Raw genomic sequence first — 23,078 nt, 5'->3', positions numbered from 1 at the left:
CGGTTCGGCAGGCGGCTTTACTTATGCTAATCAGACAACGCTAAACGCGCCATGTCCTGAACATTTTTTTACGCTTCTGTGAATCCTGTCGCCTCGCTGGGATTAGCGCGCGAAAAAGGCTACACTTCGGCTTTGAACTATCTATCAAAATAGAAAGAGGCGAAGTCCAACGTGGCTCAATTCGTTTATACCATGCATCGTGTCGGCAAAGTGGTTCCGCCGAAACGTCATATTTTGAAAAATATCTCCCTCAGCTTTTTCCCTGGCGCAAAAATCGGTGTGCTCGGTCTGAACGGCGCCGGTAAATCTACCCTGCTGCGCATCATGGCCGGTATCGACACCGAGATCGAAGGTGAAGCGCGTCCGCAGCCTGGCATTAAAATCGGCTACCTGCCGCAGGAGCCGCAGCTCAACCCGGAGCACACCGTGCGCGAGTCCGTTGAAGAAGCGGTCGCCGAAGTGGTTAACGCGCTGAAGGGTTTGGACGAAGTCTATGCCAAGTACGCCGAGCCGGATGCAGACTTCGATAAGCTTGCCGCACAGCAAGGCAAGTTCGAAGAAATTATCCAGGCGCACGACGGCCACAATCTGAACGTGCAGCTGGAGCGCGCGGCCGACGCCCTGCGCCTGCCGGACTGGGATGCGAAAATCGCCAATCTTTCCGGTGGTGAACGCCGCCGCGTCGCGCTGTGCCGCCTGCTGCTTGAAAAACCAGACATGCTGCTGCTCGACGAACCGACCAACCACCTGGACGCCGAGTCCGTCGCCTGGCTGGAACGCTTCCTGCACGACTTCGAAGGCACCGTGGTGGCAATTACCCACGACCGTTACTTCCTCGATAACGTCGCCGGTTGGATCCTCGAACTTGACCGCGGCGAAGGTATTCCGTGGGAAGGCAACTACTCCTCCTGGCTGGAGCAGAAAGATCAGCGTCTGGCGCAGGAAGCCTCTCAGGAAGCCGCGCGTCGCAAATCCATCGAGAAAGAGCTCGAGTGGGTTCGCCAGGGCGCGAAAGGCCGTCAGTCCAAGGGCAAAGCCCGTCTGGCGCGCTTTGAAGAGCTCAACAACGTTGAATACCAGAAACGTAACGAGACCAACGAACTGTTCATTCCGCCAGGCGCGCGTCTGGGCGATAAAGTTCTGGAAGTCAGCAACTTGCGTAAATCCTACGGTGACCGCGTGCTGATCGACGATCTGAGCTTCTCGGTACCGAAGGGCGCTATCGTCGGCATCATCGGCCCGAACGGCGCGGGTAAATCTACGCTGTTCCGCATGATGTCCGGCCAGGAACAGCCAGATTCCGGCACCATCACCCTGGGCGAAACCGTTAAGCTGGCCTCCGTCGATCAGTTCCGCGACGCGATGGACAACAGCAAGACCGTGTGGGAAGAGGTCTCCGGCGGCCTGGATATCATGAAGATCGGCAACACCGAGATGCCGAGCCGCGCCTACGTGGGCCGCTTTAACTTCAAAGGCGTAGACCAGGGCAAACGCGTTGGCGAGTTGTCCGGCGGTGAACGCGGTCGTCTGCACCTGGCGAAGCTGCTGCAGGTTGGCGGTAACGTACTGCTGCTCGATGAACCGACCAACGACCTGGATATCGAAACCCTGCGCGCGCTGGAAAACGCCCTGCTGGAGTTCCCGGGCTGCGCGATGGTTATCTCGCACGACCGTTGGTTCCTTGACCGTATCGCCACCCACATTCTGGATTACCAGGATGAAGGTAAGGTGGAGTTCTTTGAAGGTAACTTTACCGAGTACGAAGAGTACAAGAAACGCACCCTCGGCGCCGACGCGCTGGAGCCGAAGCGAATCAAGTACAAACGGATCTCAAAATAAAATGCAAAAAGGCAACGCAAGTTGCCTTTTTTAATGTTTGCTCCCTCTCCCTCCGGGAGAGGGCCGGGGTGAGGGCATCAGCTCGCAGAGGATCTACCCCTGCTCCCCCATCAGCTGCTTCACCAGCTCGACGCAGCGCAGGAAGCGCGTATCGTAGTCCGACTCCTTAACATGGACGAACTCGATCTCATTCTCTTTCAGCAGCGACACCAGCAGCGACTGAAACTCTTTACGATCCACCGAACTCCCAAGGCTGCGTAACCCATCGGCCACCCACGGGGTATTGTTCTCCAGCAGGATCACCAAATCGAAGCGGTATTCATCAATCAGCGCCTGCACGAACGGGTGCTCTCGCCCCTCGTACTTCAGGCAGAACGCCTGAGTGCTGACGAAGTCGGTATCGATAAACGCCACCTTGTTGGCATATTTCACTGCGAAATCAATATACTGGGCATGCCCGAGGGCTATTTTATCGTAATCCGAATACTGGAGCGCCATCTCATCGCCGCCGAGATGCGAAAAGACATAATCCCGGCCATATTCCCAGGCGCTGGTGGTATTGAAGATATTGGCGAGCTTATTAACCAGCGTTGATTTCCCGCTCGACTCGCCGCCGAGGATCGCCACCGTCCGCACAAAGAACGGTTTCACTTCCGTCGGAATATATTCCCAGTAACGGAACGGGTTCTCGCGGATCTGGCCGCCGCTAATATTCATAAAGGTCCGCTTAGGATCGATAAGCACCGTCTCGATCCCCAGATGCTCAAGGTACTGCGGCGCATCGGCCTCTTCCGAGGTATAGATCCGGTTCGGCTCGATCCCTTTTTCGCTCATAAAAGCGCGGATACCATGACTCCACACATCCCAGCCGTGCGGATAGGGTTCCATCCCCTCTTCATTGAAGGCATGGATGCGAATATTCTTCTGATATTTAAAGGTTTGTAGCAGCCAGCGCAGGCGGTCAGGCACCGTCGGCTGCTGCGACATGGCGCTCTCTTCAAACAGCTCGCGGTCGCGAGTGTCGTCATAGCCCATGATGATATGCAGCTCATCGACCTGGCTACAGGCGCGTTGAATCAAATAGATGTGCCCGGTATGCAGCGGGTAAAATTTACCAAACACCACGCCGACGCTTTTCTGTCGGCGGGGAAACTCCAGCCCGAGGAAACGATGCAGCGCTTCTAGCTTCTGCGCGCTCGGGCTTTTGATTTTGGCATTCAACAGTTGGCTGAGATACCCCTTGGTCATCCCGCTGGCTTCCGCCACCTGCTGCAGGGTACAGCCTTTCTGCTTTATGGCGCTTTTTAAATAGTCAAATGACGACATCGCTAATCTCCTTTTAACTTATTATAAGTCGTCAAAAACGCTTAGCGCGTCTGAAAGCTTTTTCACACCAAAGATTTGCATGCCTTCCGGCACTTTTTTCGGCACATTGGCCGCCGGGACGATGGCGCGGCGGAAGCCATGCTTCGCCGCTTCGGAGATACGCTCCTGTCCGCTCGGCACCGGGCGAATTTCGCCAGCCAACCCCACTTCGCCAAAGACCACCAGGTCCTGCGGCAGCGGGCGATCGCGCAAGCTGGAGACCATCGCCAGCAGCAGCGCCAGATCGGCGCTGGTTTCCGTGACCTTCACCCCACCGACCACGTTGACGAAAACGTCCTGATCGGCCATCTGCAGGCCGCCGTGGCGATGCAGCACCGCCAGCAGGATCGCCAGACGGTTCTGTTCCAGCCCCACCGCCACGCGGCGCGGGTTGGACATCATCGAGTGATCCACCAGCGCCTGGATCTCCACCAGCAGCGGGCGGGTCCCTTCCCAGACCACCATCACCGAGCTGCCGGAGGTGATTTCATCTCCCCGGCTGAGGAAGATAGCGGATGGGTTGCTCACTTCGCGCAGCCCCTGCTCGGTCATGGCGAAGACGCCCAGCTCGTTCACCGCGCCAAAGCGGTTTTTGTGGCTGCGCAGAGTGCGGAAGCGGGAGTCGGCATCGCCGTCCAGCAGCACCGAGCAGTCAATACAGTGCTCCAGCACCTTCGGGCCGGCCAGCGAACCGTCTTTGGTGACGTGGCCGACCATGACGATCGCCACGCCGCGTGTTTTGGCAAAGCGCGTCAGGTAGGCCGCCGTTTCACGTACCTGGGCGACGCTGCCCGGCGACGACTGAACGTCGGCCATATGCATCACCTGGATAGAGTCGATCACCATCAGCTGCGGTTTTTCTTCCTCGGCAATCTGACAGATCTGCTCAATGCTGGTTTCCGACAGCATGTTCAGGTTCGCCGTCGGCAGCCCAAGGCGATGGGCGCGCATCGCCACCTGCTGAAGGGACTCCTCCCCGGTGACGTACAGCGTTTTCATCCCTTCCGCCAGCTTGCACAACGTCTGCAGCAGCAGCGTCGATTTCCCCGCGCCGGGGTTACCGCCAATCAGGATCGCGCTGCCCGGCACCACGCCGCCGCCGAGTACGCGGTCGAACTCTTTAAAACCGGTGGAGAAACGCGGCAGCGCTTCCAGGCTGATGTCTGACAGCTTCTGCACCTTCGAGACGCCGGCGTGACCGGCGTAGCCTGACAAACGCTCGTTTCTCGCCACCTGCGGCGACGCGGCGATGCGCATCTCGGTGATGGTATTCCAGGCATGGCAGGCGCTGCACTGCCCCTGCCAGCGCGGGTAATCCGCACCACATTCATTACAGACAAATGCGCGTTTTGGAGCTTTCGCCACGTTTACCTCTTACTTTTGGTTCATGCTGCCCGAGAGAATACAGAATACCCCCATCAGGTCAGCGTGGCGGATAGTCACTTCCGCCTGTTCATTCACTTTAGGCTTAGCATGATACGCGATGCCAAGCCCGGCAGCCTTAATCATCGGCAGGTCGTTGGCGCCATCGCCGATGGCCACGGTCTGCGCCGTTGGGATCGCATACTTTTCCGCCAGCTTGCGCAGCGTATTGGCTTTGTATTTGGCATCGACGATATCGCCGAGCACGTTGCCGGTGAGCTTGCCGTCGCGGATCTCCAGTTCGTTGGCGAACACCGCGTCGAGATGCAGCTTATCGCGCAGATACTCGGCGAAGAAGGTGAAGCCGCCGGAGGCGATCGCCACCTTCCAGCCCAGCGTTTCCAGCTTGAGCACCAGCTGCGCCAGGCCCGGCATCAGCGGCAGCGCGTCGCGAACCTGCAGCAGAATGCTGGCATCAGCGTCTTTCAGCGTCGCCACGCGCTGGCGCAGGCTGGCGGTGAAGTCCAGCTCCCCGCGCATCGCCCGCTCGGTCACTTCCGACACCAGCTCGCCGGTGCCGGCCAGTTTCGCGATCTCATCGATGCATTCGATCTGGATCGCCGTGGAGTCCATATCCATCACCAGCAGTCCCGGGGTGCGCAGATGAGGGATTTTACCCAATGGCGCGACGTCCAGCCCCGCCTCATGCGCCAGTCGCGTCGCACGGGGGGTCAGCGAACCGGCCAGGCGGATCACCTGGTAATCTTCGACCACCCAGGAGGCGACGATCACTAACGCGGCGCCCAGCTCACGCTGCCAGTCCGTCAGACGGCGTTTATCCAGCCCACGCCCGTACAGCAGCCAGCCGCTGCGCCCGGCGTGATAATCCAGCGGCATGACCTCGTCACCGCTCAGGGAAAGCGGCAACCCAGGCCACAGGGAAACGTCTTCAGGCAGGTCGCACCAGGTCAAACTGTTAGGCATTACGGCTCCACATCTCTTCATTCAGGCGAGGAAAATAACGCATGAGGCTACCTTGTAACCAGCGCTTCTGGCAACATTAAGCTGCAAATTTTCAAAGGTGGAATATGGTTCGCGCAAAACTGAAATTCCGGCTGCATCGTGCGGTCATTGTCCTTATCTGTCTCGCCCTGCTCGTCGCGCTGATGCAGGGCGCCTCGTGGTTCAGTCAGAACAGTCAGAAACAACGCAATCCGCAGCTGGAAGAGCTGGCCCGCACGCTGGCACAGCAGGTGGTGCTGAATCTTGCGCCGCTGATGCGCAGCGAGACGCCGGACGAAAAGCGCATCAATCAGCTGTTGACGCAGCTCACCCACAACAGCCGCGTACTGGACGCCGGGGTATATGACGACCAGGGCGACCTGGTGGCGCGCTCTGGCGAAAGCGTCGAGGTTCGCGACCGGCTGGCGCTGGATGGTAAGAAAGCCGGCGGCTACTTCAACCAGCAGATTGTCGAGCCGGTACCGGGAAAAAACGGTCCGTTGGGCTACCTGCGTCTGACCCTCGATACCCATACGCTGGCGACCGAGGCGAAGCAGGTGGATAATACCACCAATATCTTACGCCTGATGCTGTTGCTGTCCCTGGCCATCGGCGTGGTACTGACCCGCACGCTGCTGCAGGGCAAACGCACCCGCTGGCAGCAATCGCCCTTCCTGCTCACCGCCAACAAGCCGGTTGAGGATGAAGACGATGAAAAGAAAGGAAATCTATAATGTCCACACTGCGCCTCCTGCTTTCTGACTCTTACGACCCGTGGTTCAACCTGGCGGTCGAGGAGTGCATTTTCCGCCAGATGCCCGCCACCCAGCGGGTGCTGTTCCTGTGGCGCAATGCCGATACCGTGGTCATCGGCCGCGCGCAGAACCCGTGGAAGGAGTGTAATACCCGCCGCATGGAGGAAGATCATGTGCGGCTGGCCCGTCGCAGCAGCGGCGGCGGCGCGGTGTTCCACGACCTCGGCAATACCTGCTTTACCTTTATGGCAGGCAAACCGGAGTACGACAAAACCGTCTCCACCGCTATTGTGCTGGCGGCGCTCAATTCACTTGGCGTAACCGCCGACGCCTCCGGGCGCAACGATCTGGTGGTCAAAACCGACAGCGGCGACCGCAAAGTCTCCGGCTCCGCCTATCGTGAAACCATGGACCGCGGTTTTCACCACGGCACCCTGCTGCTCAACGCCGATCTAAGCCGTCTCGCCAACTACCTCAACCCGGACCAGAAAAAGCTGCAGGCTAAAGGCATTACCTCGGTGCGCGGGCGGGTGGCGAACCTGGTTGAGCTGCTGCCGGGCATTACCCATCAGCAAGTTTGCGAGGCGATCCAGGAGGCGTTCTTCAGCCATTACGGCGAACGGGTAGACGCCGAGGTGATCTCCCCGGACAACACGCCGGACCTGCCGAACTTTGCCGACACTTTCGCACGCCAGAGCAGCTGGGAGTGGAACTTCGGCCAGGCGCCTGCCTTTTCCCACCTGCTGGACGAGCGCTTCCCCTGGGGCGGCGTCGAGCTGCATTTTGACGTTGAGAAGGGCCATATCACCCGCGCGCAGGCCTTTACCGATAGCCTGAATCCGGCGCCGCTGGAGGCGCTGGCGGAACGCTTAATCGGCTGTCAGTATCGGGCTGAGGTTTTGCAGCAGCAGTGTGAGGCGCTAATGGAGGAATTCCCGGAGCAGGAAGCGGAACTCAAAGCGCTGTCGGTGTGGATTGCCGGCGCGGTACGCTAAAAAAAGCCCGCTGGCGTAGCGCTTAGCGGGCCTGGAAAACCGCAGGCCGGGTCAGGCGAAGCCGCCGCCCGGCACAACAGCTTTTACTCTTTATCGCCCAGCAGCACGGATTCCAGCGCGATTTTAATCATGTCGTTGAACGTGGTCTGACGCTCCGCGGCAGTGGTCTGCTCGTGGGTACGAATATGGTCAGACACGGTGCAGATGGTCAGCGCTTTCGCCCCGAATTCCGCCGCCACGCCGTAGATACCCGCCGCTTCCATTTCCACGCCCAGGATGCCGTATTTTTCCATCACGTCGAACATGGACGGGTCCGGGGTATAGAACAGGTCTGCAGAGAAGATGTTGCCGACGCGCGCGTCAACGCCCAGCGCTTTCGCCGCGTCTACCGCGTTACGCACCATGCCGAAATCGGCAATCGCCGCGAAGTCGTGGTCTTTAAAACGCAGACGGTTCACTTTGGAGTCGGTGCAGGCTCCCATACCGATCACCACGTCGCGCAGTTTGACGTCTTCGCGCACCGCGCCGCAGGAGCCGACGCGGATGATTTTCTTGACGCCGAAATCGGTGATCAGCTCTTTGGTGTAGATAGAGCAGGACGGAATACCCATCCCGTGGCCCATGACGGAGATTTTGCGGCCTTTATAGGTGCCGGTGAAGCCCAGCATGCCGCGCACGTTGTTCACTTCACGCACGTCTTCGAGAAAGGTTTCTGCAATGTGCTTGGCGCGCAGCGGGTCGCCCGGCATCAAGACTACGTCAGCGAAATCGCCCATTTCTGCGTTAATGTGAGGAGTTGCCATCTTCAGTTCCTTTTACATTGTTGTTTTTGCCGGGCGGCTACGCCTGACCCGGCCGACAAAACCGTAGGCCCGGATCGCTGAGCGCCACCGGGCAATTGCATCACAGCATGTTTTTACCGTAGGCCATTGGCGAGGTACCAAAGTATGTCGCCAACGTCTGGCCGATGTCCGCGAAAGTTTCGCGGTGGCCTAACGATCCTGGTTTCACTTTCGGGCCGTACACCAGCACCGGAATATGCTCGCGGGTGTGGTCGGTACCGGTCCAGGTCGGGTCGCAGCCGTGGTCGGCGGTGAGGATCAGGATGTCGTCTTCCCCTACCAGCTCCATCAGCTCCGGCAGACGGCGGTCGAACAGTTCCAGACCCGCCGCGTAGCCGGCGACATCGCGACGGTGGCCCCAGGAGGAGTCAAAGTCGACGAAGTTGGTGAAGACGATAGTCTCGTCGCCGGCTTCCTTCATCTCTTTGATGGTCGCGTCAAACAGCGCGTCCAGCCCGGTGGCTTTCACTTTTTTGGTGATGCCGCAGTTTGCGTAGATGTCCGCTATCTTACCGACAGACACCACGTGGCCGTTCTTCTCGTCAACCAGCTTCTGCAGCACGGTCGGCGCCGGCGGTTCGACCGCCAGATCGTGACGGTTGCCGGTACGCTGGAAGTTACCGGCTTTATCGCCGATAAACGGACGAGCGATGACGCGGCCAATGTTGTAGCCGCCTTCGGTCAGCTCTTCACGGGCGATTTCGCACAGCTCATACAGCTTGTCGAGGCCAAAGGTCTCTTCGTGACAGGCGATCTGGAACACGGAGTCAGCGGAGGTATAGAAAATCGGTTTCCCGGTTTTCATATGCTCTTCGCCGAGCTGATCGAGGATCACCGTCCCGGAAGAGTGGCAGTTGCCGAGGTAGCCCGGCAGGTTGGCGCGTTTCACCAGCTTATCCAGCAGCTCCTGCGGGAAGCTGTTTTCATGATCGCTGAAGTAGCCCCAGTCAAACAGCACCGGCACGCCGGCGATTTCCCAGTGGCCGGACGGCGTATCTTTACCAGAAGAGAGTTCATGCGCCCAGGCCCAGGCGCCAATCACTTCGGCATTGCCATTCATTCCGGCGGCAATTTTACCGGTAGAGCCTTCATGCGCTTTCACCAGCCCCAGACGGGTCAGGTTCGGTAAATTCAGCGGGCCTTTGCGGCCGTGGTCAGCCTCGCCTTTGGCGCAGGCTTCCGCAATGTGGCCCAGGGTATCGGCGCCGACGTCGCCAAAGCGGTCTGCGTCTTCCGTTGCGCCAATCCCAAAGGAGTCCAGCACCATGATAAATGCACGTTTCATCTTGTTCTCCATACATCTTGCGCTGCAAAAAAGCGATCAGATCAGTATATCGCTATTCGGTGATACGGCGATAGACTGTCGGTGTAATTTCCGGAGCTTTATCGTCCAGTTTAATGGCCGCTTTGACCGCTTTCGCGGCCTCCTGCCAGCTGTTCTCGTCTTTGGCATGGATCACCGCCAGCGGACGCTGTCCGTCCACGCGGTCACCCAGACGCGCCATCTCGGTAAAGCCAACGCTATAGTCAATGGTGTCTGATGCCTGACGGCGGCCGCCGCCCATAGAAACCACTGCCATACCCAGCGCGCGTGTATCCATCGCGCTGACAAAACCTTCGGTATCAGCATAGACTGCTTTGCTCAGCATCGCCGTCGGCAGATAATGATCATAATTCTCGACAAAGTCGCTCGGTCCTTTCTGCGCCGCGACCATACGGCCAAAGACTTCCGCCGCTTTACCGTTATCCAGTACCGCCTGCAGCTTCGCGCGCGCGTCGGCATCGTCCGCCGCCAGCTTGCCGGAAATCAGCATCTCCACACACAGCGCCATCGTCACGTCGAACAGACGCGGATTGCGGTATTCGCCGGTCAGGAACTGGACCGCTTCGCGAACTTCAACGGCGTTCCCGGCGCTGGAGGCCAGCACCTGGTTCATATCGGTCAGCAGCGCGGTGGTGCGCACGCCGGCGCCGTTGGCGACCCCGACGATCGCTTCCGCCAGCGCGGCGGAAAGTTCATAAGTCGGCATAAACGCGCCGCTGCCGACTTTGACGTCCATCACCAGCGCATCCAGCCCTTCCGCCAGCTTCTTGGCAAGGATCGAGGCGGTGATCAGCGGGATGGAGTCCACCGTCGCGGTAATATCGCGGGTGGCATAGAAACGTTTGTCCGCCGGAGCGAGGGAGCTGGTCTGCCCGATAATCGCCACGCCGACATCTTTAATAATCTCGCGGAAGCGGTTGTCGTCCGGGAAGATATCGAAGCCCGGGATCGCTTCCAGTTTATCCAGGGTACCGCCGGTATGGCCGAGTCCGCGGCCGGAAATCATCGGCACATAACCGCCGCAGGCGGCCACCATCGGCCCCAGCATCAGCGAAGTGACATCCCCGACGCCGCCGGTGGAGTGTTTATCGACGATCGGGCCGTTAAGGTTGAGGCTTTTCCAGTCCAGAACGGTACCGGAATCCCGCATCGCCATGGTCAGCGAAACGCGCTCCGGCATAGACATATCGTGGAAGAAGATGGTCATCGCCAGCGCGGCGATCTGCCCTTCTGAGATAGTATTGTCGCGGATGCCGTTGATGAAAAAGCGGATCTCTTCATCGCTTAATGCCTGACCATCACGTTTTTTACGAATAATTTCTTGTGCGAGAAACACGGTAACCCCCATGAGGAATCGGGTGAATGGTGGCGGGTGGCGCTACGCTTACCCGCCCTACGATCCTGTAGGCCGGATAAGCGAAGCGTCATCCGGCAATGTCTGACAATCAGTAGCTGCTGGCGCTCTTGCCGTCGCCGTGACCCAGGGCTTTCAACAGGCTGGCCAGCAGGCTGGAGGCACCAAAGCGGTAGTGACGGGCATCGGCCCAGTCGGCGCCAAACAGCTCATCGGCGATCGCCAGGAACTGCTGCGCATCTTCCGCGCTGCGCACGCCGCCCGCCGGTTTGAAGCCAACGGTTTTCTCAACGCCCATATCGCGGATGACTTCCATCATGATGCGCGCGCTTTCCGGCGTAGCATTCACCGGCACTTTACCGGTCGAGGTTTTGATGAAATCGGCCCCGGCTTTGATAGAGATTTCAGACGCTTTACGGATCAGCGCTTCTTCTTTCAGCTCACCGGTTTCGATGATCACTTTCAGCAGCACGTTGGCAGCCGCGCAGGCCTCTTTACAGGCTTTCACCAGCTCGAAGCCGACCTGCTCGTTACCGGCAATCAGCGCGCGGTACGGGAACACCACGTCCACTTCATCGGCGCCGTAAGCGATCGCCGCGCGGGTTTCCGCCAGCGCAATGTCGATATCGTCATTACCGTGCGGGAAGTTGGTGACCGTAGCGATGCGGATCTCCGGCGTTCCCTGCTCGTTCAGCGTTTTACGGGCAATCGGGATGAAGCGCGGATAGATGCAGACCGCCGCGGTGTTACCCACCGGGGTTTTCGCTTGATGACACAGGGCAATCACCTTCTCATTGGTGTCGTCGTCGTTCAGGGTGGTCAGGTCCATCAGTTTTAACGCGCGCAGGCTGCTTGCTTTTAAATCAGTCATTTCATACTCCGCCGGCGCAGTGCCGGTTCAATAGTTTGTTCACCTTGCGAGTCTGTTACTATTGTAACATTCACTCGCCGCTACACTTCGACATTCATCACAGTTAATGAAAACTACTTACTAATTTGCATTACTGTAATGTGACTTTAATCACAAAATATCAGCGCATACCGCGGCAATTATCCTCACGCCCCTCTTAAGCATAATCGAAACTCCGCACCCAATGAGGATGTGATAATTCTAACACACAATGACAGAGACTCTCGACACCGTGGCGCACATTTTGCCCACCCAGCCGGTGGTACAATTATTATATTTTGAAATATAAGCTATTTTTCTGAAAGCCAGAAATGATGGGATTTTCACAAATTCAATAAAACCAGCGACGCGGCGGCCGCTGGTTGAGGGAACTGGCTTAGAGGGCGAGGAAAACCCCGGCGATGGTGGCGCTCATCAGGTTAGATAGCGTCCCCGCCGCCACCGCACGCAGCCCAAGCTGGGCGATATCCTGACGCCGGTTGGGCGCCATCCCCCCGAGGCCGCCAATCAGGATGGCGATCGATGACAGGTTAGCGAATCCGCACAGCGCGAAAGAGATAATGGCTTTAGTGTGATCTGAAATAACCTGCAGCCCGGCCGCCGCCACCTCGGCGTCCGCCTTCAGATACTCGCCAAAGTTCATATAGGCCACGAACTCGTTAATGATCAGCTTCTGGCCGATAAACGACCCCGCGACCGTCGCTTCGTGCCACGGCACGCCGATCACCCATGCCAGCGGTGAGAAGACCCAGCCGAGGATCATCTGCAGCGACAGCTCCGGATGGTTAAACCAGCCGCCGACGCCGGACAGAATGCCGTTCAGCAGGGCGATCAGCGCGATAAACGCCAGCAGCATCGCGCCGACGTTGAGCGCCAGCTGCATACCAGACGCGGCGCCGGAGGCGGCGGCGTCCAGCACGTTGGCCGGTTTATCCGCGTCTGCGCTCTGGCGGTCATGAGCCGGGTTATCGTCCGGCGTTTCCGTTTCCGGTACGATAATTTTGGCAAACAGCAGTCCACCCGGCGCCGCCATAAACGACGCGGCAATCAGGTACTCCAGCGGAACGCCCATCTGCGCATAGCCCGCCAGCACGGAACCTGCCACCGAGGCCAGGCCGCCGCACATGACCGCAAACAGCTCCGAGCGGGTCATAGTGGCGATATAAGGACGCACCACCAGCGGCGCTTCGGTCTGACCAACGAAGATGTTCGCCGTGGCCGACAGCGATTCGGTACGCGAGGTCTTCAGTACCGCCCGCAGCGCGCCGCCGAGAATGCGAATGACCAGCTGCATAATGCCCAGGTAGTAAAGCACGGCAATCAGCGACGAGAAGAAGACGATCACCGGCAGCACGCGCAGGGCAAAGACAAAGCCGCCGCCGCCAAACACCTCGAACATTTTATCGGAGACCAGCCCGCCGAAGATGAAACCGATCCCTTCATTGCCATAGGCAATTACGCGGGCGACGCCGTTCGACATCGCTAACAGCGCCGAGCGCCCGGCCGGTACATACAATATCAACGCGCCGATACCCACCTGGATTATCCAGGCGCCGAGCACAGTACGCAGGTTAATGGCTTTTCGATTATTGGAGAGCAGCACAGCAATGGCCAACAGCGCCACCATGCCGATAAGTCCCATGAGGATTTGCATACAGATTCCCTGTGTTTTGATAGTCCAGCACTAACGGCGTGATTATATCGGCATGAAACTATCCTGCCTGCCAGGCTTCACACATTTTACGCAAATCAATGATATAGATGAACAATTATGAGAATTCGATCACCATACAGTGGCGGAGGGCAGGGAAAATAAGGCGAGCGTGTTGCGCATTATCCCTTCGGCTATGGCTGCCGGCGGCTCCGACCGGAGTTCGCACAGGGCGTCAAATACCCGCGCAGCTTGCTCCGGGCGATTGGGCTGTCCCTGGAAGCCATTGAGCGGCATATCCGGGGCATCGGTCTCCAGCAGCAGGGCTGAAAGCGGCAGACGCGCCATCACCTCGCGGGTTTTGCTGGCGCGGGGATAGGTAATGGTGCCGCCAACGCCGATCTTATAGCCAAGCTGCACGAAACGCTCGGCCTGCTGCAGGCTGCCGGCGAAGCCATGTACCACCCCGGTACGCGGTAGGGCATGTTTTTTCAGCAGCATCGCCAGCTTATCGTGGGTGCGTCGGGAGTGGAGGATCACCGGCAGATCGTAACGCTTCGCCAGACGCAGCTGCGCTTCCAGCAGCGCCTGCTGACGATCGAACTGCGGCTCGTCGCGATAGAGATCGAGACCAATCTCCCCCACCGCCACCAGTTTTGGCGGGCGCTGCGCCAGCGACGCCTCCAGTTGCGCCAGCCCCTCATCGGTGTGCTGCTCGATGACAATCGGATGCAGGCCCAGCGCGGCATACAGCGCCTCGTGCTGCGCCGCCAGCGCCAGCACGCGGCTAAAACGCTCAGCGGAGATGGCCGGAACGATAATTCGCCCGACGCCGGCCTGCGCCGCACGCGCCAGGCTGGCGACCTCATCTTCCGCGAAGGGGGGAAAATCGAAGTGGCAGTGGGTATCGATAAAACGGTGCGTCACGCCAGATCCTCATGATTAAAGCTTGCGTCATTGGCCTGCGGCGCAGCGATGATGGTCGCCTGCGGCGCTTCATTGGCCACCGGCACCGGCGGCACCACCACCGGCGCAGGCCGGGCGATACGCGGCGCGTGGCGCAACAGCGGCGGCCGGTCGGCCAGCAGTTTACCCACGGTGGCCAGGAAATAACGGCCGCACTGGCGTCCGGTTTTGTAGTCCTCCAGCAGCGCCGGCAGTCGGCTGCCAAGCGCCATGCTGCGCAGCGGCCGCTGGGGATAGATTTCGAAGATCCGCAGTTTGCCGGGCGGTTTTTCGATGAACTGCTGGATGGCGCGATAGGTGGTTTCGTGATGATGCACCAGATTGACCAGCGGCTGCAGGCTGCTCTCCCCCAGCCAGCGCTCCATCCGCTTAAACCACTCCGGGGTGTAAAACATCTGCGAAGGGACAGTGCGGATCACCACGATAGTCTGAGCGCCGCGGCGGGCCGCCTCCTGTACCGGGATCGCATCGCTGACGCCGCCGTCAAGGTAGCTAACGCCGTCAAGCAACACGCCGCTGCGGTAAAAACCGGGGATGGCGCTGGAGGCGCGGATCAGATCCAGCCAGGTTTGCGGCGTCGGTGAAAAATAGCTGGCGGAGTAATCGTCGCCGCGACAGGCGCACATCCACAGCTCTTTGCCCAGCGCGAACTGCGTTTCGGCATAGTTCATGGCCAGCGGCATCTGCTGCGAGGTGGCCTCCACCAGCCAGTCGAGATCGATAAGGTTGCCGCCGCGCACAAAGCGCATCGGATCGAAAAACTGGCGTGAGGTGGTGTAGCGTGTGATGACTTTGCGGGCATAGCCTTGCTGATTACACATGTAAGCGGAGAGGTTTTGCGCCCCCGCGGAGGTCCCCAGCATCAGGTCAAAGGGGTTAAATCCGGCGCGCATGAATTCGTCCAGAACCCCGGCGGTGAAAATCCCTCGCTGTCCCCCGCCTTCACACACCAGCGCCAGCTTGCCTGGTCGGAAGGGTTTAACCGCCAGCGGGGCGATATTGCCCAGCGTAACGGGAATGCGTTGCCCCACCCTGCTTTCCTGTTCGATTAGTCTTCTCCTGACAAGGTAACGCAATTTGCCCATCGCTTAAACCGCGAAAGCCAGTCCGCAGGACTGGCTTTGTGTAAGACGACGTGTCAGTAAAAACGCTCAGGCTTCAGCATCGCCCGGATTGTTGTCCCTCTACGGACGTCTGCGTCCTGTAAACAGGCTCACCAGGAACAGGATAATCCCGACGACAAAGACGATTTTCGCGGCGCCAGCGGCAGTACCCGCCAGACCACCAAAGCCCAGGGCCGCAGCAATTAATGCAATGACCAGAAAAATAATTCCCCATCGAAACATACTTTTCTCCTTACCATAATGGACGGTGAACAGCGGTTTGCGCACCCTTTCTGGAAAGCTCATCGCTCAGTGGGTGCTGCTATTCGTTCGGCAACCTTGGCCAGACAACACTTTTGTTAATAACTCGATTTACTTCACGCTAAGATCGTTGCGGACGCTTTTCACACCGGAAACCGCTTTCGCAATCTCTGCGGCGCGCTCAGCCTGCGCCGCGGAAGCCACCGTACCGGTCAGATGCACTGCGCCGGCGTTAGTTTCGACTTTCACATTGCGCGAAGGGACAATGTCATCCGCCAGCAGCTTAGCCTTCACTTCGCTGGTAATAGCGGTGTCCCCGGCATAGCCTTTCAGCGTCGCCGTCTCACTCGACGATTTGTGCTGCACCGTCAGCTTGTCGTTGACCTGAGAGACGCCTTCGACCGCTTTTGCCACGCTCAGCGCCTGACTTTTCTGTTCAGCACTGGTGACGTCGCCGCTGAGGGTGACCACTTTGTTTTCCGTTTTCACCGAAATATCGCCGGAGTTAATATCTTTATGGTCGATCAGCGCCGCCTTTACCCGTGCGGTAATAGTGCTGTCGTCCATAAAATCGCCGACTTTATTAATCGAATTGTCTACCGCCTCTCCCGCATTGCTGGCAGCTGACTTCGCACTGTCTACCGTTGTTTTTTCCGTCTCTGCCGAGGCGTTCAACGCGGCTAAGCCTAAGAAGAGCGCCAGCAACATATTGGCATTCTTTAGTCTGGTCATCGTGATGTCCTCGTTTTTTCACCAGCGCTGGCGTCTTATCGCAGTGAATTACGCCAGCATTTTTAAAAACACGAATTAAATATAGTAGACAGGCGAAGGGGTTGCGGAGGATATGGATAAAAAACAGACGAATTAGCGGCGTTTTAAGAACTTTCCAGAAGGAGGGAAGCGCGGGCGGAAGAAGAAAAAAGCGCGGCCTGCGCCGCGCTTCGTCAGGGATTAGTGCTCGCGCGTTTTGCGGAACACCACGTCAGGATAACGCTCCTGCGTCAGGTTCAGGTTGACCATCGTCGGGGCGATGTAGGTCAGGTTATCGCCGCCATCCAGCGCCAGCTGAACTTCGTTTTTACGTTTGAACTCTTCGAATTTCTTCACGTCAGTGGATTCAACCCAGCGCGCGGTGGCCACGTTGACCGATTCGTAAATCGCTTCCACGTTGTATTCGCTTTTCAGGCGCGCCACGACGACGTCAAACTGCAGCACACCCACGGCGCCGACGATCAGATCGTTATTGGCGATCGGACGGAAGACCTGCACCGCGCCCTCTTCAGAGAGCTGAACCAGCCCTTTCAGCAGCTGTTTCTGCTTCAGCGGATCCTTCAGGCGAATACGACGGAACAGTTCCGGTGCGAAGTTCGGAATACCGGTGAACTTCATCATCTCGCCCTGGGTGAAGGTATCGCCAATCTGAATGGTGCCGTGGTTATGCAGGCCGATGATATCCCCAGGATAGGCTTCTTCAACGTGCGAACGGTCGCCGGCCATAAAGGTCAGCGCGTCGGAGATCACCACGTCTTTACCGATGCGCACCTGACGCAGCTTCATGCCTTTCTCATATTTACCTGACACCACGCGCATGAAAGCCACGCGGTCGCGGTGTTTCGGGTCCATATTGGCCTGAATTTTAAACACGAAGCCGGTGAACTTCTCTTCCGTCGCGGTGACTTCACGGGTGTCGGTGTTACGCGGCATCGGCGCCGGCGCCCACTCCACCAGGCCATCCAGCATATGGTCAACGCCGAAGTTACCTAACGCGGTCCCGAAGAACACCGGGGTGATTTCCCCGGCCAGGAACAGATCTTTATCGAACTCGTTCGACGCGCCCTGCACCAGCTCCAGCTCGTCGCGCAGCTGCTGCGCCAGATCTTCCCCCACCGCCGCGTCGAGATCCGGGTTGTTGAGCCCCTTCACGATGCGCACTTCCTGGATGGTATGGCCTTTACCGGTCTGATACAGGTAGGTTTCATCTTTGTAGAGATGATAGACGCCCTTGAACAGCTTACCGCAGCCGATAGGCCAGGTAATCGGCGCGCAGCCGATTTTCAGCTCGTTCTCCACTTCATCCAGCAGCTCCATCGGATCGCGGATATCACGGTCGAGTTTGTTCATAAAGGTGAGGATCGGCGTATCGCGCAGACGGGTGACTTCCATCAGCTTACGGGTCCGATCTTCGACGCCTTTTGCCGCGTCAATCACCATCAGGCAGCAGTCCACCGCCGTCAGGGTACGGTAGGTATCTTCCGAGAAGTCTTCGTGCCCCGGGGTATCCAGCAGGTTCACCAGACAGTCATGATAGGGGAACTGCATCACCGAGGTGGTGATCGAGATACCACGCTGCTTTTCCATTTCCATCCAGTCGGATTTCGCGTGCTGGCTGGAGCCACGACCTTTTACGGTACCGGCGGTCTGAATCGCCTGTCCGAACAGCAGCACCTTTTCGGTGATGGTGGTCTTACCGGCATCCGGGTGAGAAATAATGGCAAAAGTGCGGCGTTTGGCCACCTCTTGCAGATAAGGAGACAACGTCATAATTAATCTTCTAAGTAAACGCGGCCATGAGCCACGCATGTGGAATACGAAAAATTGCGGCTATTTTACCCATCAACGGGGGGGAGGCAATCAGTGTTTACACAGGAGCTGCTCCAGTTCGCTTAACGAGGTCACCGTCCAGTCCGGCTCGAGGTCCGCCGGCAGCTCGCGCTGATGCGCATTGAGCCAGCAGGTCGCCAGTCCGGCATTCACGCCGCCGCGAATATCCGACTCGGCGGTATCGCCGACCATCAGCACCCGCGAGCGCGGTGGGTTACCCGCCTGCGCCAGCGCGTAATCGAAAATGCGCGCGTCCGGTTTGGCGACACCCACTTCTTCAGAAATAATCAGCAAATCAAAGTGATCGCGTAAACCGGTCCGCTCCAGACGAGTCTGCTGCAGCGAGGTAAAGCCGTTGGTAATGATGCCCATCTTGACCTTGCCCTGCAGCGCGTTGAGCAGAGAGACCGCGCCCGGCAGCGGCGCACAGATTTCCGCCATCGCATTCATAAACGCGTCGTTGAGTTCCCCCGGCGGCACATTCAAACGTTCCGCCCAGCTGTCAAAGCGCTGGTGCTGCAGCTGCAGCGAGGTAATGGAGCCGTTCTGGTAATCCACCCATAGCGGCTTATTCACGGCCTGATAGTCCTGAAAATCTTCGGCGGTAAAGGTCACGCTGTAGTCGAGAAACATCCGCTGCAAGCCGCTGAAAGAATCAAACGTAAACAGCGTTTCATCGGCATCAAAGAAAATCCAGTCCCATTTCATCGTATCACCTTGTCTTACATACTGATTGGCAGAGCCATAATAATGGCGTCTTCGCGCCCGTCGGCCGTCGGGTAGTAGTTGCGGCGAATCGTCGCCTCATTGAAGCCTAAGCTTTCATACAGCGCGATAGCGGCAACGTTGGAGGCGCGCACCTCCAGCCATAGCGTGACGACGCCGAGCCTTTCGACTTCATCAATGACGTGTTCCAGCAGCGCTCGCCCCAGGCCACGGCGCTGGTAAGCGGGATCGACCGCGATATTGAACAACGTCGCCTCATCCAGCACCACTTGCGTAATGGCGAACGCCGCCATTTCGCCATCCACCGACAGCTGATAGTTACGATAGCGTTCCCCCTGGTTACTGGCCAGGGTCTGTTCGCTCCACGGGAAAGCGTGGGCGCGGGTTTCGATTTGCCAGGCTCGGGTTAAATCAGCCGTGCTGAGGGTAGAAATCGTGTTCATGTGCGCAGATTTGTTGCCAGAGCGCCCTGCGAGCCGGCGCGCTGGTCTGGAGTTCATCAAAAGCGGGGGTGGACACCTGGGCGCCCGCCAGCGGCAGCGACGCCTCTGTGCCCAACCGCCAGCTGTTGCAGCGGCTGTCCTGCGGCAGCATCGCCACCCGCTCCGGGGTCAGCTGCAGGACCTGATCTGGCGTCACGGCCAGCGCGCGCAATACGTCGCCAATCAGCGGCTCTGTCAGCGACGGCGGGGTTTCCGCCACCATCACCAGACGAATATGTTCAGGAAGCGAGATAGCGATTTCGCCCTGCAACGCCCCCGGTCGGCGCAGCGACCACTGGGTAATGCCCAGCTGCTGTAGTTGCCAGTCTCGTCGGGATGTCATAGCGAAACACTCCTGTTAAACAAGCGCGCAATATAGCAAATCCGTCGTATCTGCGCCAACAAACTACTATAATCGGCGCCAGTCTTAATGAAGGAGTGTTTCATGTCCGCTTTTACCCCGGCAAGTGAAGTCTTGCTGCGCCACAGTGATGATTTCGAGTCCGCCCGCGTTCTGTTTGCCGGTGACCTGCAGGATGACCTGCCTGCGCGTCTGGATACCGCGGCCAGCCGCGCCCACACCCAACAGTTCCACCACTGGCAGGTCCTCAACCGCCAGATGGGAGACACCGTCCGTTTTAGCTTAGTGGCTGAGGCCGCTGACGTCGCCGAATGCGACACCCTGATCTACTACTGGCCAAAAAATAAACCAGAGGCACAGTTCCAGCTGATGAACCTGCTCTCTCTGCTGCCGGTGGGAAGCGACATTTTCGTCGTCGGTGAAAACCGCAGCGGCGTCCGCAGCGCAGAGCAGATGCTGGCTGAATACGCGCCATTAAACAAAGTGGATAGCGCCCGCCGCTGTGGCCTCTATCATGGCCGACTGGAAAAGCAGCCCGCCTTCGACGCCGATGCCTTCTGGGGCGAATACACACTGGATAATCTGACGATTAAAACCCTGCCTGGCGTCTTTAGCCGCGACGGGCTGGACGTCGGCAGCCAGCTGCTGCTCTCCACCCTCGAGCCGCATACCAAAGGGAAAGTGCTGGACGTCGGCTGCGGCGCAGGCGTGCTGGCCGCCGCGCTGGCCAGCCATTCGCCGAAAGTGCGCCTGACCCTGTGCGACGTCAGCGCTCCTGCGGTCGAAGCCAGCCGCGCGACGCTTGCCGCCAACGGCCTGGCTGGCGATGTGTTTGCCAGCAACGTCTTCTCCGAGGTCAATGGTCGCTTCGACATGATCATCTCCAACCCGCCATTCCATGACGGGCTGCAGACCAGCCTCGAAGCCGCCCAGGCGCTGATCCGCGGCGCGGTTCGCCATCTGAATAGCGGCGGCGAGCTGCGCATTGTCGCCAACGCCTTCCTGCCGTATCCGCAGGTGCTGGATGAGACGTTCGGCTTCCATGAGGTGATCGCCCAGACCGGACGTTTTAAGGTCTATCGCACCATCATGACCCGTCAGGCGAAAAAATAGTCGCCTTCTCACGCCGGCGGCCCGTTTCTGGTACCGCTGGCGCTTCCTGCGGGCAAATCCGCCCATTTTTGCAGCAATCGATACAACCTGCATAATTAACTATTGACGTGTCGCCGAAAACCACTAGAATGCGCCTCCGTGGTAACGATACTTTCATAGTGTCGATGGTATGCGAAGGTGGCGGAATTGGTAGACGCGCTAGCTTCAGGTGTTAGTGTCCTTACGGACGTGGGGGTTCAAGTCCCCCCCCTCGCACCATAATCCACGAAGATATTGCTCGCACTGGGCGAAGGTGGCGGAATTGGTAGACGCGCTAGCTTCAGGTGTTAGTGTCCTTACGGACGTGGGGGTTCAAGTCCCCCCCCTCGCACCAACGAGGCAATATCTAAAGAAAGAATACTGTGCGAAGGTGGCGGAATTGGTAGACGCGCTAGCTTCAGGTGTTAGTGTCCTTACGGACGTGGGGGTTCAAGTCCCCCCCCTCGCACCAATATTCTTCCCTCTCCCGGCGTTATCCCCTCAGTTTGATATCCACAAGCATCAGCATTATTCCACCAACCAGTGCAACACACGATGGCAGCAGAATAAAATGGCGCAGTTGACGATGCCATATCATCGCCGCGGACATCAGCATGCCCACCGCGACCAGCGTCCGCCATACGTCAGCCGACACCCCGGCATACCCGAGAGCGACAATCAGCGCGCCGGGAACGATGACTCCCCAACCGCTTCCTAATGCTCGCTGCAGCATGGTTTCACCTCTCACAACGATAATGATAACCAATATCATATGATAACTTTTATCATTTGTCATTTGCGATGTGCTCTGCGCCTTATTCTTTACGTTCGCGGTAATGACATACATTCATGAAGGTGATAAATTAAGCGGATTATCGATATATATTAAATATTTTTCTTATTTTGCAAATAACCTTTTTTTGCACATTGTTATCAGACTCTTCATTTTTGGCTTTCATCATTTTGAAATTTAACGACTAATAATGATTCTTCCGATATGACTGCACAAACCTGGCGAGCACACTACGCACAAAAATATCAATATTCCTTACGGCTTTTTTTACTGCTTAATTTCATTTCATCCTCTCTGTCGCTGGTCACCCCCCTATTTACGGTAGTTCGTTTTACGCTGCCTTGCGCCCTGATCGTGGCCTGCAGCGGGTTGCTGCTGCTCTGGCACTGGAAATGGCCGCAATCGAAAATAAATATTCCCGCTATCTCGTTGTTATTTGGCATGCTATGGGCATGGCACGTAGTGACAAAGGCGATGCTATTGACACCGCCGCATTTTAACTTTCTGGTGATCGCCCTATTAAGCATTCTGTTTATCGGCACCATCGCTTTTTCCAATAATATCACTGCCTTTACCCTCCACTCTTTACCGACTTTCCTTGCCTGCCTGATAATGGCGGAGGGGGAACAATGGTTGCGCATGACTTACTGTTTTATGCTGCCTATTGCCGGTATTACCCTGCAAAATATTATCCAGAAGCGCAGCGATGCCTTCACACAAGGATTAATGGATAAACTCATGCAGGAACGCAACACCCTCAACGATCTCAGTATGCTGGATCCTCTGACCGGTTTGTATAACCGCCGCGGACTGCAGAATCGCCTCGATACCCTGCTGGCGCTGGACGGCGACAACCACTTCGTGCTGCTCCTCGATATCGATCATTTCAAAGCCTATAACGATCACTATGGTCATATGATGGGCGACCAGGCGCTCATTCGCGTCTCTGCTGCTATTCGCAACGCCGTACGCTCGCGCGATATTGTCGCCCGCTTTGGCGGAGAGGAGTTTATGGTGCTGCTGACCAACAGCAGCGAAGAAACGGCCTGGCAGGCTGCCGAACGTATTCGGCAGCGGGTCTATGACCTGAAAATCCCGCATATGTTTAATGAGAGCGTCGCCACCAACGTGACCATCAGTATTGGCCTGACGCCGCTCATTGATGACAATATTGAGCAAGCGCTGGCGCGCGCCGACGGCGCACTCTATGACGCTAAGAATAAAGGCCGCAACATTATTCTGGCCAGTTAACCTG

The 23,078-nt window shown here is 57.9% G+C and carries 23 protein-coding genes and 3 tRNA genes; 9 read left to right on the top strand and 17 right to left on the bottom strand.

Going from position 1 to position 23,078, the window contains the following annotated elements; all coding sequences use genetic code 11:
• Positions 1-171 precede the first annotated feature (171 nt).
• Positions 172-1,839: an energy-dependent translational throttle protein EttA gene (ettA, locus tag ACLH1U_RS13410; RefSeq protein WP_023291900.1), complete on the top strand. Its 1,668-nt coding sequence runs from the start codon at positions 172-174 to the stop codon at positions 1,837-1,839.
• A 93-nt stretch (positions 1,840-1,932) separates the two neighbouring features.
• Here the strand turns inward: ettA and nadR are convergent, their stop codons facing one another.
• From nadR to serB, 3 genes are read right to left on the bottom strand one after another with little or no spacing between them, the layout of a single operon-like run.
• Positions 1,933-3,165, bottom strand: coding sequence for a multifunctional transcriptional regulator/nicotinamide-nucleotide adenylyltransferase/ribosylnicotinamide kinase NadR (gene nadR / locus ACLH1U_RS13405; protein ID WP_004886547.1), 1,233 nt, complete (start codon positions 3,163-3,165; stop codon positions 1,933-1,935).
• A 21-nt stretch (positions 3,166-3,186) separates the two neighbouring features.
• Complete coding sequence (gene radA / locus ACLH1U_RS13400) at positions 3,187-4,569, bottom strand: DNA repair protein RadA (protein ID WP_023291899.1); 1,383 nt, start codon at positions 4,567-4,569, stop codon at positions 3,187-3,189.
• 9 nt (positions 4,570-4,578) lie between these two features.
• Complete coding sequence (gene serB, locus ACLH1U_RS13395; RefSeq protein ID WP_023291898.1) at positions 4,579-5,550, bottom strand: phosphoserine phosphatase; 972 nt, start codon at positions 5,548-5,550, stop codon at positions 4,579-4,581.
• Positions 5,551-5,654: 104 nt separating this feature from the next.
• Here serB and ACLH1U_RS13390 point away from each other — a divergent pair, with 104 nt between their 5' ends.
• Positions 5,655-6,302 (top strand): YtjB family periplasmic protein, encoded by a 648-nt coding sequence (locus ACLH1U_RS13390; RefSeq protein ID WP_023291897.1) that lies wholly within the window; start codon positions 5,655-5,657, stop codon positions 6,300-6,302.
• The gene (gene lplA, locus ACLH1U_RS13385) at positions 6,302-7,318 is read left to right on the top strand and encodes a lipoate--protein ligase LplA (protein WP_132134774.1); all 1,017 of its coding nucleotides are present in this window, start codon (positions 6,302-6,304) and stop codon (positions 7,316-7,318) included. The genes ACLH1U_RS13390 and lplA overlap by 1 nt, the downstream gene beginning before the upstream one ends.
• Before the next feature lie 83 nt (positions 7,319-7,401).
• On the opposite strand, the gene deoD is transcribed toward lplA, so the two are convergent.
• The 13 genes from deoD to ACLH1U_RS13320 form a co-directional block, all read right to left on the bottom strand.
• Positions 7,402-8,121, bottom strand: coding sequence for a purine-nucleoside phosphorylase (gene deoD, locus ACLH1U_RS13380; protein WP_002887789.1), 720 nt, complete (start codon positions 8,119-8,121; stop codon positions 7,402-7,404).
• A 100-nt stretch (positions 8,122-8,221) separates the two neighbouring features.
• Positions 8,222-9,445 carry a phosphopentomutase gene (gene deoB, locus ACLH1U_RS13375; RefSeq protein ID WP_072421116.1) on the bottom strand — a complete coding sequence of 408 codons (1,224 nt, stop codon included), beginning with the start codon at positions 9,443-9,445 and terminating at the stop codon, positions 8,222-8,224.
• Between the two features lie 52 nt (positions 9,446-9,497).
• Positions 9,498-10,820, bottom strand: coding sequence for a thymidine phosphorylase (gene deoA / locus ACLH1U_RS13370; protein ID WP_032429093.1), 1,323 nt, complete (start codon positions 10,818-10,820; stop codon positions 9,498-9,500).
• A 109-nt stretch (positions 10,821-10,929) separates the two neighbouring features.
• Positions 10,930-11,709 carry a deoxyribose-phosphate aldolase gene (gene deoC / locus ACLH1U_RS13365; RefSeq protein ID WP_032452384.1) on the bottom strand — a complete coding sequence of 260 codons (780 nt, stop codon included), beginning with the start codon at positions 11,707-11,709 and terminating at the stop codon, positions 10,930-10,932.
• Between the two features lie 415 nt (positions 11,710-12,124).
• Complete coding sequence (locus ACLH1U_RS13360) at positions 12,125-13,402, bottom strand: NupC/NupG family nucleoside CNT transporter (RefSeq protein WP_023291892.1); 1,278 nt, start codon at positions 13,400-13,402, stop codon at positions 12,125-12,127.
• A 129-nt stretch (positions 13,403-13,531) separates the two neighbouring features.
• On the bottom strand, positions 13,532-14,326 hold the full coding sequence (locus ACLH1U_RS13355; RefSeq protein ID WP_032452382.1) for a metal-dependent hydrolase: 795 nt from the start codon (positions 14,324-14,326) through the stop codon (positions 13,532-13,534).
• Complete coding sequence (locus ACLH1U_RS13350) at positions 14,323-15,396, bottom strand: patatin family protein (protein WP_023291890.1); 1,074 nt, start codon at positions 15,394-15,396, stop codon at positions 14,323-14,325. The genes ACLH1U_RS13355 and ACLH1U_RS13350 overlap by 4 nt, the downstream gene beginning before the upstream one ends.
• Before the next feature lie 153 nt (positions 15,397-15,549).
• Positions 15,550-15,711 (bottom strand): DUF1328 domain-containing protein, encoded by a 162-nt coding sequence (locus tag ACLH1U_RS13345; protein ID WP_002887716.1) that lies wholly within the window; start codon positions 15,709-15,711, stop codon positions 15,550-15,552.
• A 129-nt stretch (positions 15,712-15,840) separates the two neighbouring features.
• Positions 15,841-16,461 (bottom strand): molecular chaperone OsmY, encoded by a 621-nt coding sequence (osmY, locus tag ACLH1U_RS13340; RefSeq protein ID WP_017901234.1) that lies wholly within the window; start codon positions 16,459-16,461, stop codon positions 15,841-15,843.
• A 219-nt stretch (positions 16,462-16,680) separates the two neighbouring features.
• Positions 16,681-18,270 (bottom strand): peptide chain release factor 3, encoded by a 1,590-nt coding sequence (gene prfC, locus ACLH1U_RS13335; protein ID WP_002887711.1) that lies wholly within the window; start codon positions 18,268-18,270, stop codon positions 16,681-16,683.
• Positions 18,271-18,360: 90 nt separating this feature from the next.
• Positions 18,361-19,038: a pyrimidine 5'-nucleotidase gene (gene yjjG, locus ACLH1U_RS13330; RefSeq protein WP_032454795.1), complete on the bottom strand. Its 678-nt coding sequence runs from the start codon at positions 19,036-19,038 to the stop codon at positions 18,361-18,363.
• Between the two features lie 14 nt (positions 19,039-19,052).
• Entirely contained in the window at positions 19,053-19,499 is a 447-nt protein-coding gene (gene rimI, locus ACLH1U_RS13325; protein WP_023291887.1) for a ribosomal protein S18-alanine N-acetyltransferase, read from the bottom strand.
• Positions 19,468-19,881: a DNA polymerase III subunit psi gene (locus ACLH1U_RS13320; protein WP_004886506.1), complete on the bottom strand. Its 414-nt coding sequence runs from the start codon at positions 19,879-19,881 to the stop codon at positions 19,468-19,470. Before ACLH1U_RS13320 ends, rimI begins: the two co-directional genes overlap by 32 nt.
• Positions 19,882-19,983: 102 nt before the next feature.
• On the opposite strand from ACLH1U_RS13320, the gene rsmC reads away from it, so the two are divergent.
• From rsmC to ACLH1U_RS13300, 4 genes are all read left to right on the top strand, one after another.
• A complete protein-coding gene (gene rsmC, locus ACLH1U_RS13315) occupies positions 19,984-21,012 on the top strand; it encodes a 16S rRNA (guanine(1207)-N(2))-methyltransferase RsmC (protein WP_023291885.1) in 1,029 nt (342 codons plus the stop codon).
• 171 nt (positions 21,013-21,183) lie between these two features.
• A tRNA-Leu gene (locus ACLH1U_RS13310) sits at positions 21,184-21,270 on the top strand.
• A gap of 28 nt (positions 21,271-21,298) precedes the next feature.
• Positions 21,299-21,385, top strand: a tRNA-Leu gene (locus ACLH1U_RS13305).
• 30 nt (positions 21,386-21,415) lie between these two features.
• Positions 21,416-21,502, top strand: a tRNA-Leu gene (locus ACLH1U_RS13300).
• Positions 21,503-21,523: 21 nt separating this feature from the next.
• Here ACLH1U_RS13300 and ACLH1U_RS13295 read toward each other — a convergent pair.
• Positions 21,524-21,763, bottom strand: coding sequence for a DUF1435 domain-containing protein (locus ACLH1U_RS13295; protein ID WP_023291884.1), 240 nt, complete (start codon positions 21,761-21,763; stop codon positions 21,524-21,526).
• Between the two features lie 70 nt (positions 21,764-21,833).
• On the opposite strand from ACLH1U_RS13295, the gene ACLH1U_RS13290 reads away from it, so the two are divergent.
• Positions 21,834-22,004, top strand: a complete 171-nt coding sequence (locus tag ACLH1U_RS13290) for a hypothetical protein (RefSeq protein WP_072096669.1) — start codon at positions 21,834-21,836, stop codon at positions 22,002-22,004.
• Positions 22,005-22,027: 23 nt separating this feature from the next.
• Entirely contained in the window at positions 22,028-23,074 is a 1,047-nt protein-coding gene (locus ACLH1U_RS13285; RefSeq protein WP_023291883.1) for a GGDEF domain-containing protein, read from the top strand.
• Positions 23,075-23,078: the final 4 nt, after the last annotated feature.

This window comes from Klebsiella sp. 1SOBk5mer (assembly GCF_046603115.1).
GTDB classification, from domain to species: Bacteria; Pseudomonadota; Gammaproteobacteria; order Enterobacterales; family Enterobacteriaceae; genus Klebsiella; species Klebsiella quasipneumoniae.
The sequence above is the reverse complement of the archived record's forward strand: the minus strand, read 5'-3'. Positions and strand labels throughout refer to the sequence as shown.